Origin of the sequence: Psychrobacter sp. Pi2-51, from assembly GCF_904846665.1 — a bacterium.
GTDB classification, from domain to species: Bacteria; Pseudomonadota; Gammaproteobacteria; order Pseudomonadales; family Moraxellaceae; genus Psychrobacter; species Psychrobacter glaciei.
In genome coordinates, this window is record NZ_CAJHBP010000013.1 from 1 (window position 1) to 13,094 (window position 13,094).

The window sequence follows — 13,094 nt, forward strand, 5'->3', positions numbered from 1 at the left end:
TAACTTACTAGCAAAAATAAAACCCAGAATTAAATATTAGTTATTGATTTAAAAGGATTTTATATTAAAAAAGATATATTGTATTACAATTTATAAACTTTCGCTCGTTATTTTATCAAAAACCCGCCTACTTACTAGCACAGTAAGCAGTTTCTATTTTTATATTCCATTAGTCTTTTACACTTAGACTATTTTAATAACTTGCTATTCTTGATTAATATCAATTGTCTATCGCTTTTCGCACTGGTGCAAAGCTACGTCTATGAGCTGGCAACACACCATATTTTTCAATCGCTTCTATATGCGCTTTGGTCGGATAGCCTTTATGTTTGGCAATACCATATTCTGGGTACTCAGTATCAAGCATATACATGGCAGTATCACGGCTAACTTTTGCCAATATACTGGCTGCAGCAATGCTGGTATGACGTGCGTCTCCTTTTACCCATGCTTGACAGTCAATTGCAGAAGTTTCTATACCTAACTTGGCCAGCATCACATAGTCTATATTAGGGCAGCGATTACCATCAAACAAAACCTCGAATTGCATCATAGAGGTAGCTATATGTTTGGCAACAATTTCCAACAACACTTCCGTGCATAAGCGCATACCGAGCATCGTCGCTTGTAAAATATTAACCTGATCGATGACTGCTGCTGGTATTTCAGCGATGATGAAACCTATGGCATGCTGCTGCACCAACGGATAAAGAATATCGCGTTTTTTTTCGCTTAGCTGCTTAGAATCCGTCAATATAGATAAAGGCGTGTCTTTTAACGGTTGTGCCTCAATCAGTCCTGCCCAAGTCATAGGCAGTATTGCCGCCGCAACATTGACACTACTCAGCAGTGGACCACGCCCTGCTTCATCCACACCAATTTGCAACACTGATTGTTCTATGGGCTGTTGGGTATTTATTGCATATTCGGTCAGCAGATTAGCAATATTGACTTGGCCAGATAAGTGGATGGGCGCGGCTAAATCAATGTACTGAGATTTTATATCAATCTGTTGAATTTTTCTGTCAATCAGGATAATAAAATCTTTAACTTCGTTCTGAATGCTCATGATTTTTTGCTGTCTTATTGATTAGGGCGTGTCTTCATTTCAAAAATGGTGATAAAAATGAGATAAATTGCCGTCAAACAAGAAAAATAGCGCAGATAATATCGGGATATTAACCAGCTATTTGACGGTGTTTGGCAAGATTTAGCCCATTTAGATGACTATCGAGTTAATTGAAGACACGCACTAGAGTAGTGAAGATAGATGATGAACAATTATCCCTTACTGCTTATGCTGGTCTTTTCTCGCACAAACCATTGCTCAATTACGCTATCAGCAGGGTAATGATTGCTTTGCTGCTGTAATAGCTGTTTGGTTGCGACAAGCGCTTTCAATTGCTCTGCGTAAGCACGCGGTTGCAAGAGACGCATGACGGTACGACAGATATTATCGCCACTCGCCTGCTCTTGTATCAGCTCAGGTACGATGGCGGTGTCGGCTAGGATATTGGGTAGCGCCACATAAGGAACTTTGACCAGACGCTTGGCGATCTGATAGGTCAGCTGATTTAATTGATACACCACCACCATTGGACGCTCAAGCAGCATCGCCTCTAACGTTGCCGTACCTGACGCCAGCATCACGATATCCGATGCAGCCATGGCCTGCTGACTGAATGCTGGTTGACTGTCATCATAGACCACAACGATCGCGGCACGCAGCTGCTCTGAGCGCTGGTCAATGACGTCTTGGACAATATATTGATGATTTTGATCGACCGTCGGAATGATAAAGCACAGCTTTGGATCTAACAATATGAGCTTTTGAATACCATCCAGCATGAGAGGCAAAATAGCCGTTATCTCGCCGCGCCGAGAGCCTGGCATCACACAAATAAGCTGGCTAACGTCATCAAACCGTTCAATAAAAAACTGCTGCAAACCATCGTTGTGCCAGACCAACTCACTGCGCCTCTGATTGATGGGCGTCTCTATCAATGCCTTATCAATAGTACGTAATAAAGGATGACCCACACATATCGCTGGATGATTATGGCGCTCATATACTGGCAGCTCAAACGGAAATAGGCAGAGCACAAGGTCGGTCGCTGCTTTAATATTATGAATACGTGACTCGCGCCACGCCCAAATAGAAGGGCTCACATACTGTACACAGAAGACGCCTTTTGGTTTTAGCTTTTTAGAGACTCGTAGATTAAAATCAGGCGCATCAATGCCGATAAACCAGTCAATATTGGCCGTCTTAAATGCGCTCAATAGCTCGCGACGCGCTTTCAGCAAATCTGGCAGCTGTGCTATGACTTCCACCAAGCCCATCACTGCTAGACGTTCTAATGGAAAAATACTTTGCAATCCTTGCGCTTGCATTTTTGTACCACCTACACCTACCCAGACGATATCATCACGCAGGTTGTTCATCTGCTGCATAAAATCTGCACCCAAACTGTCACCAGATACCTCACCTGCAACGATGGCTATCACCAGCGGTGCAGCATTTATATTAGGTACCTGAGAATCCGTCTCTGTTTGATGAATAAGGTCAGTCTGGTGATGAGACGTAGCAGAATCTGTCATGACAAGCTCTCAATATTAGAAATATACAAATAAAATAAATGAACCGTTATTATAAAATATAACGTAGCAAATCAGCGATAGTGCCTTATGACCGATACACATTATTAGCCTGCATGGCTTTAAGCTTCTATCGTTGATGTTGCTATCATACGTGACGATGATACAAATAGCTAAATTCACGCATAAAAGCTGAGCGTTAAGCTTCCAAAAATCTAACTGACCGTTATTAATAGACGGAAAAACGAAAGGCTAAACGTGCATTTGGAAATTCAAATATAACGCTAAGTGTATACAAGTATAACTAAGTTTTGGTTTGGACATTCCAGTTATCAGTCAATTAACTGCACGACTGCCCTTGTCAACCAGCACTTTTGTCCTCATAATGATTATTCCTATAAATCAGCTAGACGATATATAATCATGACAACTACAGCTACCCATAATGCAGATATTGACGACGTGAATATTGAAAAATTTATTCCCTTGATCACTCCCGACGAGCTAAAAACTGAGCTGCCTTTATCAGAAGAAGCCTACAAAACCGTTTTAAAAGGTCGTAACACTATCCAAGATATTTTGGACGGTAAAGACAAGCGTCTGTTTGTGGTCATTGGTCCTTGCTCTATCCACGATATCAAAGCCGCTCACGAATATGCCGATCGCTTAGCTATATTGGCAAAAGAGATCGAAGACAGCATATTTGTTGTGATGCGCGTGTATTTTGAAAAACCACGTACCACGGTCGGCTGGAAGGGTATGATCAACGACCCTGACATGAATGACAGCTTTGATATCGAAAAGGGTCTGCGTACCGCTCGTAAGTTACTGCTTGATTTGAATGAAAAAGGCTTACCTTGCGCGACTGAAGCATTGGATCCAAACACCCCGCAGTACATGCAAGATTTGATCAGCTGGTCAGCAATTGGCGCTCGTACCACTGAAAGCCAAACGCATCGCGAAATGAGCTCTGGCTTGTCGTGCCCAGTTGGCTTCAAAAACGGTACAGACGGCGGTATGACAGTCGCAGTTAACGCCATGCAAGCGGTTAAAGAAGGCCATAGCTTCTTAGGGCTATCATCAGATGGCAAAGTCTCTATCATCAAATCTAAAGGCAACCCTTACGCTCACGTGGTACTTCGCGGTGGTAATGGCAAGCCCAACTATGATGAGACAGCCGTTGCGCAAGTTGAAAACGAGCTGGCAAAAGGCAAAACCAATAGCAAGATTATGATTGATTCAAGCCATGCCAACTCGGGTAAAGACCCGTACTTGCAGCCGATGGTTATTAATAACGTCGCCGAGCAAATTCAAAATGGCAACAAATCCATTATCGGTATGATGATTGAGAGTCACCTAAAAGGCGGCAGTCAAAAGCTTACTGCTGATTTGAGCCAGCTTGAGTATGGTAAATCTATCACCGATGGTTGCTTAGATTGGGATAGCACAGTCACTGCGTTATACAGTCTACGTGACATGGTAAAAGATGTATTGCCTAACCGTTAATGGCGATTGGCCATAATGAATCATTATTAAGCCACTCAGCAAAAAGCCCGTTTGACATAATTAGTGTCAAACGGGCTTTTTTTATGCTTTAACTTATAAAATCATGTGCTTTTTTAGGGCGTGTCCTCACTTTGAAAACGAGATAAATTGAGGATATGCCCTAAGCTAGCCACCCTACTTATTCGCGGCACCTAGTACGCTCGTTAAGCTTTCAAGCACATGTTTAGAAGACACGGCTTGCTGTAAATCTAACAGCTTATCATGCGCCATCTGACGACGTGGCTCAGCCAAGGTATTCCAGCGTGCCAGCACTTGCAACAAACGCGATGCTAAGACCGGGTTGGCATCATCCAACTTTTTAATCACAGCAATATAGATATCTAAACCCTCTGCCGTCCATAAGACGGTCGGCTGCGAGGTAAAGGCACTGATGACTGAGCGCACACGATTAGGCGTATTCCAATCAAAATCAGTATGAGTGAGCAGCGATTGGATAGCTTCAGTAGTGACCGTATCAGCTGATGCTTGCACGCTAAACCATAAATCGATGACCAAATCATTATTTTGGAAGCGATTATAAAAGTCTGCCAAATAGGCATTTGCATCTGCCAATTGATGATTGACCATCACCTTTAACGCGCCGAAACGCTCTGTCATACAGCTGGCATTATCATACTGCTGCTGTGCCCATTCATTGGCACCATCAACGTTAGCCGTCAATGCCATGTCTAATACCACATTGCGCAAGGCACGGGTGCCACGAGCCTCGGCACTATCTTCATAAGACTGCATGGGCAGCTGTTTATAAAGTGTTGCCCATTGATTTTTTAAAGCATCTGCTAGCTGTTGATATAAGCCTTCGCGCTGTTGTTTAACCAATTCTGGGTCGTAATCTGTATGAATAGCAGATGCCAGCTCTTGCGCGGATGGGATATCGAGCAAACGCGCTGCCAACATTGCATCGTCAGTAGCCAATGTAGGTAATGTCTTGGCGACTGCTTGTAGATAGACGTCAGGACTGCTTTTCGAGCCTCGTCCCTGTAGTAAAATGCGATTTACCAGCATTTGTGTCACTTGCCAGCGGTTAAAACCATTGGTTTCATGCTTAAGCAAAAATGCCAAATCTTCATCTTGATAATCATAATTAAGCTGGACTGGCGCACTGAAATCACGTAGCAGCGATACGACCGGCTCACTAGCCACATTTTCAAAGACAAAGGTTTGCTTTGCTTGATCGAGCAGCAGCATACGCTCGGTAATGATGTCACCAGAATCTTTGTCAAATAACGCGGTCGCTACGGGAATAGGTAAAGGTTTAGGCGCATCAAAACCACTAACATGACGGGTTTGCTGACTTAAAGTAATGGTTAACGTTTGCGTGGTGCTATCGTAATCTTGATGACCAGACACCACTGGTGTACCGGGCTGACGATACCAATCAATAAAGTCTTCAATTTTATCATCAGTAATACTGAGCGCAGACAAGAAGTCCTCAACGGTAACCGCTTGCCCATCGTAACGACGGAAATACTCATCCGTACCTTTACGGAAGTTATCTGCCCCCAAGGTATTGGCAATCATACGGACGATTTCAGCGCCTTTTTCATAGACGGTCGTCGTATAAAAGTTATTAATCTCGACGAAACTTTCAGGGCGTACAGGATGTGCAAGCGGCCCTGCGTCCTCAGCAAACTGATGCGCACGCAAAGTCGCGACATCATCAATACGCTGTACGGCACTTGACTGTTGATCGGCTGAAAAAGATTGATCACGGTAGACGGTAAGGCCTTCCTTCAAGCACAACTGGAACCAATCACGGCATGTGATGCGATTGCCCGTCCAGTTATGAAAGTACTCATGCGCGATGATGGCTTTCACACTAAAGCTACGCGAGTCCGTCGTGGTCTCAGGGCTAGACAACACACAAGCGGTGTTAAAAATATTGAGACCCTTGTTTTCCATCGCGCCCATATTAAACTGACTAACGGCGACAATCATATAGCGGTCTAAATCATAGGCTCGACCATAATTGACCTCATCCCATTTCATAGAATCTTTTAGGGCTTGCATACCGACATCACACTTATCGATATCGGCAGACTTGGCGTATATTTCCAGCAAAACTTCTCGACCTTCGCTGGTAGTATAAGAATCCGTCAATACATCCAAATCAGCGACGACACAGGCAAACAGGTAGCTTGGTTTATTGGTCGGATCGTGCCAGATCGCATAATGACGATCTGGTGCATCGGCCACCTCACCTGCTTCAACTAAGTTCCCATTGGCTAGTAGTGTCGGATAGCGCTTATCCGCCTCAAGACGGGTGGTGAATATCGCGAGCACATCAGGGCGATCTGGATAAAAAGTAATCTTGCGAAAGCCTTCTGGCTCGCATTGAGTCACAAACATGGTGTCGTCGCCGCTACCCGCCATATAAAGTCCTTCTAGGGCGGTATTGGTCTGCGGGCAGATGCGTACTTGAATCTCTAAAACAAGCTCATCAGGTACATTCGCAATCGTCAACGTGCCTGCTTGCTGTTGATAATCTTCAACCGTTAATGGCTTACCATTCATCGTAACGGCGATTAGATCCAACTCCTCACCGAATAATACGAGATCTCCTGCTGTTTGACGTACCATCTTTAGGGTGCTGTCTACCTGCGCATGATCTTCGAACAGCTTAATATCTAAATCAACCGTTTCCACATCAAAGCTTGGTTTTTTATAATCTTTTAAGTTGATTTTACTTGGTGCATGCGGCGGCACATCTGGCATGTCAGGATTGATAATTTGAGCATTAGTTTCAGCAGTAGACATAGGGATTCCTATTATTATTTATGGTAAAAAGCATGATAAATTACGTTGTAACGGGTAATCAATTAGCACAATTTTTATGATTGTTAGAATGATAGCGACATTTAGGGCCTATCATCAATTAGCACATTGATACATTTAGTGGTCTTAAAATGGCTAAATTTTGCCAAACATCGTCAACAATCTTGTCAATATATTCATATTTACGGCAATTCCTGTCTTGTTTGACTGCAATTTTCCTCATTTTAAGCCTCACAATCTAAATGATGACATGCCCTAGCTACATTGACCTAAACAGCCAAATTTCAAGAGCCACCCTTCAGGTTATTACGCCTATCATCCAAAACAAAGATCAAAAACGTCAATCATCAATTGGATAGTATCAATGAAAATGATTTAATAGAGGCACTGATCACCAACAATCGATAAACGGCCTATTTTATGACAACGCAACCTACTAGTCGCGCAACCATTACCTTACCACTTTTAATGGATTACATTGATGTACTATTGCCATCGTTAGCAATACAGGTAGGCACACCAGAAACACCTGAGCAAACTGCTATTAGACAGACTAGTGATAGCTCTGATGGTAGCTCCAATGACAGCTCCGAGCTGTTATGGGTTGTGCAAGATAAAACTGAACGTTTGGCACTACAAACATCCCTAAAAAATCTCGATAATAAAAAAGGGAAAACACATTTATCAACGTTGTCAGAACTCACCCAGCAGCAACTCCCTGAACGTTATGAGCTCGCTTGCTTTTGGCTACCAACCTTATCAGCAGAGCTACTGCCCCAATATATCCCATTGCTCATGCGCTATCGTGATCTTTATGCCGCGCACCTACTGATTGCACTCGATAGCACCCTAGACTTAAAAGCTTATGGTTTTACACCATTTGATATTTTAAGCGAACCTTCTTTGAAAGACGCTGGTAGCCATGCTATTCATGCCTCTTCGTCAACTGACTCATTACCAACACTATGGCAGTTTAATTTGTACGACTATAAGCAATTACCCAACTGGCTGAACGCTGACTACTGGGCCAATCCTGAAAACTGGGGCAAGCATCGCTGGTAGAAGTCGAAAGGTTATTTGAATACTGTAGAGCCGGTTATGTAATTTATAGATTGTTTACAGTAATACTACTTACATAAAGTAACATTTAGTATATGATAGATGATAATTGCCTAATTTTTATCATTAGCAGTTCAGAACAACAAATTTTATTAAAATTTCAGGAGCTCATCATGTCAATCAGTTTTTCTAAGATCGCTGTCCTCGCTGTACTATCAAGCGCCGTTGCAATAACCACTGGTTGTGCGACTAAACGTACTACCTCTGAAGTCGTGGTTGCGCCATTAGGCATCCCAGGTGGTCAAGTCGGCTACAACGGTGCCGTGATTGTAGACAATTCAAGCGCGGTTATTACTGGTGCTGAGAATCTGCAAGCGGTTGTTTACTTTGGCTTTGACAGCAGTGAAATCACCTCACAAGCGGCAAGCGTCTTGAACCAACACGCAGGCTTGTTGAGCTCAAACCCAGCCGCTGGTGTTGTTATCGCTGGTCATACCGATGAGCGCGGTAGCCGTGAATACAATATCGCCCTTGGTGAACGTCGTGCCCAAGCAGCACGTAACTACCTTGCTGCTCAAGGTGTTGCTGTTAACAATATCCGTGTCATCAGTTATGGTGAAGAGCGTCCTGCTGCTACCGGCAATACTGAAGACGCCTATGCACAGAATCGCCGTGCTGAATTGTCTTACTAAAACCGGTACAACTGATAACAATCAATAAAGCGTCATTCGCTTTATAAAAGCCCAGTAATATTAATATTGCTGGGCTTTTGAGTTTTTATTGCGCTAAGATAACGGAATCCCTCATTTCCAAGCTTTTTATGCTAAAAATAGCTAACCCATTAATGATTATTAAATATAAACAATGCCAACCTTACCGTTAACTCATATTCAGTACACCCAGCTCGATCCGATGACATGGTGCGCAACCGCACAGGTGAGCGAACCGCTGTATGTAAACACTAAAGCTATATGGGGTAAATCGACACGCTTATCAGTTTCCCATACCTTAGATACGGATTTTCATAAGATACCTCGTATTAACTGGTATTACTATCCCTTGCAAAGCCAGTTATCCGTAAAAGAAGTTGCTCACAACCAACGTCAACGGCAGCGTAAAGGCGTTCGGTTACTGCTAAAAGGCTTACTCAATAAGTTAGAAATCACTGATATCTTAAATGAATCAAGCTTCCCCTATCGACTGGTTGAGAGTCAACATTATGTATGTTTCAGTCATACAGATATGGGTCATCGAAGTGATATCGGTAAAGATTCTGAGCATAACAATAATATAACCCCAAGCAATTATATCGCAGTAGTCATCAGTCGTCGTCATGCCGTGGGGATCGATATAGAGACCAATGAGGTTGCATGGCATGTGGCGCAGCGTTTTTATCATCCTCATGAAACTGCTGCCTTACAAGCATTACCCACAAGTGAGCGTAATGCTCTCACTAAACTGCTATGGCAAATAAAAGAAAGTTTTATCAAGGTTTATCAGTATAAGTTGGCACAAGGCTTAGGAATAGATTATTCCTACTTAATACCTAGCCTGATCAACATCATCAATGAAAATACTGCTTTATCTGTCATCAGCGATAATAAGGCTAACTATCACATTGTCGTTTTGCCCTCTCAGCAAACTGTTATTGTTTTTTAAATAATATTTGCAACAATCTCCACAGATAAGACTTCCTCTTTATTTTAAACGAAAAAAAGCGACCCGAAGGTCGCCTTTTTTTACGCTTAATCTAAATACAGTGCTTAGACTGTGATTAGATTAGAAACGGTAAGTTGCACCAAGTTTAACAATTGGTAACCACTCTAGGTAGTTTTCTTCTTCAAGTTCTTGCTCTGCTGATGCTGCTAAATCTTTACCAGTAAGTCCTACAATAGGAGTACCGTTAGAATCTTCTGCAAGAAGAGCTTGATTAGGATTTAAGCTAGTGATAGTAGCATCAGTTTTACCCATATATGCTGCACCGATCTCACCGAACACACCCCAGTTCTTGCTAATGTTAGGGCGGAAGCCGATAGTAGCATAAGGTGCCAACTTGTTACGGTGCTCTAGTGTACCTTCAAGGGTGACATTGTTTGCATCATATTTAATGTCATCCACTTCATAAAAACCGCTTATGCCACCATCCGCATTAGCAGTCACGTCGATATCGTTGTCAGGTACGATGATACCAGCACCCATAGTAAACCAGTTAGCAGCAGGACGTAGTTGTACGCCTAGGTATGGGTTGCTGAAATCAGAATCAACGTCGTAGTTTACGCCGTTAGCATCGAAGTCACCGCCGAAAAGGTCAGCTACATCACCACCTGCCCAACCGGCTTGTAGTTCAGTTTTGTCATTCATTGCCCAAGCAACGTTAGCACCATAACCTAGTGTACCAACTTCAGCGCTAACAGCGGCTGGATTAACAGCTGTTTGAAAGAAAGTTTTAGTACCACCAACAACTGCACCAGTCGTGTTACGTACCATACCAGCATCAGCATTGTATGCATAAGCAGGCTCAGCTTGGTAAGCAACAGCTACAGGCTCAGCTTCGTATACGACGGCATCAGCACTGTCAACAACGATAACAGGTTGAGCAGCTAAAGCTGCAGTTGATGCTAAGATAGCAGCAGAGATTGCAGATAATTTAATAAGTTTCATAATTACTCTCCTAAAGTGTGAAATAACTCGCCCGTAAAAAATGATAATTTAGCTTTTTTTAAACCACCATTTTGTTGAGCAGATTAAAACAATTTTGACTCAAAAAGTCACCCCTATTGACGCGCTTTTTATTTGCCATTATGTAAAGATTGCATAGAAATTGTAATAATTACTACACTAACCCGCAAAACTTCATGTTCCTGTTACACAACGCTCTCAAAGTAACTCAAGAGCACAGACATGAATATCAGCTGGCTTAATATTCATGTGATGGTATTACAAAATATGTCATTATGATGAATGAGCCGCTGAACCAACTCAATAGTAGTTAGTTAGCTTATTACTACCATTTGTTGTGATTTGTGAGTTGACGTATCTTTTATTACTTATATAAAAATTCACGCTAACAAATAAAACGATATAAATGATCTCATATAACGAGACTAACGCTTGCCTCAACCGAATATTATGCTAAATTAGTTGTTATGATAGATTTGTTATAGAACGTCAGTAATGTCACTATTTATCTTATTTATGAAAATCTTGTGATGCTGTCTGCTTTATTTCTTTACTCCTACTGAGCCATACATATGCCTAAAGTATCGTCGATTACCCGTGTACTAGAAATTATAGAAGCGGTGTCCTATGCTTCAAAACCGCTTTCTCCACTTGAGCTCTCACAGGAACTAGACATTCCTAAACCGACCATCCATAGATTAATTCAAAACTTAGTTGATGATGGTTTTTTGACCGTTGATATTGGTGGCGGTATTATTCCTGGTAAGCGGGTACGTAATCTGAGTGTTGAGCTCTGGCAACAACGACTGTTCTTTAATGAAAGGCAGATGATCCTGCAAAAGCTGGTTAACGAAATTAAAGAAAGTTGCGGGATTGGTATTCCCTATCATATGGATATGATTTATACCAACCGTGCACAAACGACCTTACCATTGCAGATTTACCTCCCTGTAGGGGCAAAATCACCCATGTGGTGTACAGCGACAGGTAAGCTATATTTGAGCCAGTTGTCTCATACTAGCCGTCATAAAATATTGCAAGGTTTGCCACTAGATAAGTTCACCAAAAACACTATCACCGATATTGATGCATTGAATGCTGAGCTTGATCGTATCGCTGATACTGGTATCGGCATCGACAACGAGGAGTTTATCTCTGAGATGGTGGCAGTCGCTGTGCCTATATTGGACAAGAAGTCACGCTATCTGGCTTCTCTCTATTTGCATGCACCAACCATACGCGTGTCGCTAGACGAGCTGTTGACCCATGTACCACGACTGCGAAAGGCCGCGCAGGACGTACAGACGCTAGTATATGACCTGCAAAGTTAACAACATTGACAATCAAAACCAGACTCAAAAAAAGGTCTGCGCTAGTATTATAGCGCAGACCTTTTTTTATCTATAAGTCTTGGTATTTCTAAGACAGCAACGATGCGTCATGACGACCCATGATGCTAGAAAAATCCCTATCACCATTCTCTACTGTGTGAGCTTCATACAGCTCTGTCGCCTTGGCACCCATTGGTGTCTCAACATTGGTGTCCTGAGCGGTTTGCATCGCAAGATTCAGATCTTTTTGCATCAGCTTACTCATAAAGCCGCCTTTATAACCATTACTGGATGGCACATTTTCCATCACTTGCGGATAAGGGTTGTAGACTTCTAGTGTCCAGTTACGACCTGAGCTTTGTAGCATAATATCTGACAGCACTTTTGGATCTAAGCCGTTTTTGACACCCAAATTGATCGCCTCTGCCGTCCCTGCCATGAGAATACCTAACAGCATGTTATTACAGATTTTTGCGACTTGTCCGGCACCGTGGTCACCTGCATGAAAGATGTTTTTGCCCATAACGGCTAGTATTGGCTCTGCTTTGGCAAACGCATCAGCACTGCCGCCTACGATGAAAGTCAAACTGCCTGCAATAGCGCCGCCCGTACCGCCTGAGACTGGCGCATCTAGGAAGTCGATGCCAAGCTCACTTGCCGCCTCTGCCACTGTCCTTGCATCAGCTGCAGCTATCGTACTGCTATCGATGACCAAGGTGCCTTTTGGTAAATTCGCCAGCAGACCACTATCTCCAAGATAGACAGAATGGACGTGCTTGCCAGCTGGTAACATACTAATGACGACTTGGGCATTGTTTGCAGCATCTTTCGGGCTATCAGCCACGCTGGCACCCGCTTGCTGTAAGCGCTGAGTCGCGTCCTCAGACAAATCATAGACAGATAACGCATAACCTGCTTTTAACAAGTTTTCTGCCATCGGTGCGCCCATATTACCAAGCCCAATAAAAGCGATATTTGGCTTAGTAGTATCGCTACCAGTGGCATTTACATCCTTTGTATTCATCTCATCATTCCTTGATGGTTAAGTATTGATCATACGTGCAGGCATTGCTTGCTACATATATA

The 13,094-nt window shown here is 42.8% G+C and carries 10 protein-coding genes; 5 read left to right on the forward strand and 5 right to left on the reverse strand.

Going from position 1 to position 13,094, the window contains the following annotated elements; genetic code table 11:
* Positions 1–220: 220 nt before the first annotated feature.
* Positions 221–1,069, reverse strand: coding sequence for a ribonuclease HII (locus tag JMY08_RS08375; RefSeq protein WP_201592840.1), 849 nt, complete (start codon positions 1,067–1,069; stop codon positions 221–223).
* A gap of 212 nt (positions 1,070–1,281) precedes the next feature.
* Complete coding sequence (gene lpxB / locus JMY08_RS08380) at positions 1,282–2,601, reverse strand: lipid-A-disaccharide synthase (protein WP_201592841.1); 1,320 nt, start codon at positions 2,599–2,601, stop codon at positions 1,282–1,284.
* 420 nt (positions 2,602–3,021) lie between these two features.
* Here lpxB and JMY08_RS08385 point away from each other — a divergent pair, with 420 nt between their 5' ends.
* Positions 3,022–4,104 (forward strand): 3-deoxy-7-phosphoheptulonate synthase, encoded by a 1,083-nt coding sequence (locus JMY08_RS08385; protein ID WP_010201135.1) that lies wholly within the window; start codon positions 3,022–3,024, stop codon positions 4,102–4,104.
* 174 nt (positions 4,105–4,278) lie between these two features.
* On the opposite strand, the gene pepN is transcribed toward JMY08_RS08385, so the two are convergent.
* Positions 4,279–6,879 carry an aminopeptidase N gene (pepN, locus tag JMY08_RS08390; RefSeq protein WP_201592903.1) on the reverse strand — a complete coding sequence of 867 codons (2,601 nt, stop codon included), beginning with the start codon at positions 6,877–6,879 and terminating at the stop codon, positions 4,279–4,281.
* Positions 6,880–7,359: 480 nt separating this feature from the next.
* On the opposite strand from pepN, the gene JMY08_RS08395 reads away from it, so the two are divergent.
* The 3 genes from JMY08_RS08395 to JMY08_RS08405 all read left to right on the forward strand — a co-directional run bounded on the left by JMY08_RS08395 (position 7,360) and on the right by JMY08_RS08405 (position 9,657).
* Positions 7,360–8,001 carry a DUF6231 family protein gene (locus tag JMY08_RS08395; RefSeq protein ID WP_201592842.1) on the forward strand — a complete coding sequence of 214 codons (642 nt, stop codon included), beginning with the start codon at positions 7,360–7,362 and terminating at the stop codon, positions 7,999–8,001.
* Between the two features lie 170 nt (positions 8,002–8,171).
* Positions 8,172–8,690 (forward strand): peptidoglycan-associated lipoprotein Pal, encoded by a 519-nt coding sequence (gene pal, locus JMY08_RS08400; RefSeq protein WP_201592843.1) that lies wholly within the window; start codon positions 8,172–8,174, stop codon positions 8,688–8,690.
* 172 nt (positions 8,691–8,862) lie between these two features.
* Positions 8,863–9,657, forward strand: a complete 795-nt coding sequence (locus JMY08_RS08405; RefSeq protein ID WP_201592844.1) for a 4'-phosphopantetheinyl transferase family protein — start codon at positions 8,863–8,865, stop codon at positions 9,655–9,657.
* A gap of 120 nt (positions 9,658–9,777) precedes the next feature.
* On the opposite strand, the gene JMY08_RS08410 is transcribed toward JMY08_RS08405, so the two are convergent.
* Positions 9,778–10,659 (reverse strand): hypothetical protein, encoded by an 882-nt coding sequence (locus JMY08_RS08410; protein ID WP_201592845.1) that lies wholly within the window; start codon positions 10,657–10,659, stop codon positions 9,778–9,780.
* Between the two features lie 590 nt (positions 10,660–11,249).
* Between JMY08_RS08410 and JMY08_RS08415 the strand changes: the two genes are divergently transcribed.
* Entirely contained in the window at positions 11,250–12,008 is a 759-nt protein-coding gene (locus tag JMY08_RS08415) for an IclR family transcriptional regulator (protein ID WP_194619914.1), read from the forward strand.
* Between the two features lie 88 nt (positions 12,009–12,096).
* Here JMY08_RS08415 and mmsB read toward each other — a convergent pair whose 3' ends face one another.
* On the reverse strand, positions 12,097–13,032 hold the full coding sequence (gene mmsB / locus JMY08_RS08420) for a 3-hydroxyisobutyrate dehydrogenase (RefSeq protein ID WP_201592846.1): 936 nt from the start codon (positions 13,030–13,032) through the stop codon (positions 12,097–12,099).
* Positions 13,033–13,094 lie beyond the last annotated feature (62 nt).

Excerpts from the sequence above, each read along its gene's own strand:
- JMY08_RS08375 (WP_201592840.1), bottom strand. The coding sequence starts at position 1,069 with ATGAGCATTCAGAACGAAGTTAAAGATTTTATTATCCTGATTGACAGA.
- lpxB (WP_201592841.1), bottom strand. The coding sequence starts at position 2,601 with ATGACAGATTCTGCTACGTCTCATCACCAGACTGACCTTATTCATCAA.
- JMY08_RS08385 (WP_010201135.1), top strand. The coding sequence starts at position 3,022 with ATGACAACTACAGCTACCCATAATGCAGATATTGACGACGTGAATATT.
- pepN (WP_201592903.1), bottom strand. The coding sequence starts at position 6,879 with ATGCCAGATGTGCCGCCGCATGCACCAAGTAAAATCAACTTAAAAGAT.
- JMY08_RS08395 (WP_201592842.1), top strand. The coding sequence starts at position 7,360 with ATGACAACGCAACCTACTAGTCGCGCAACCATTACCTTACCACTTTTA.
- pal (WP_201592843.1), top strand. The coding sequence starts at position 8,172 with ATGTCAATCAGTTTTTCTAAGATCGCTGTCCTCGCTGTACTATCAAGC.
- JMY08_RS08405 (WP_201592844.1), top strand. The coding sequence starts at position 8,863 with ATGCCAACCTTACCGTTAACTCATATTCAGTACACCCAGCTCGATCCG.
- JMY08_RS08410 (WP_201592845.1), bottom strand. The coding sequence starts at position 10,659 with ATGAAACTTATTAAATTATCTGCAATCTCTGCTGCTATCTTAGCATCA.
- JMY08_RS08415 (WP_194619914.1), top strand. The coding sequence starts at position 11,250 with ATGCCTAAAGTATCGTCGATTACCCGTGTACTAGAAATTATAGAAGCG.
- mmsB (WP_201592846.1), bottom strand. The coding sequence starts at position 13,032 with ATGAATACAAAGGATGTAAATGCCACTGGTAGCGATACTACTAAGCCA.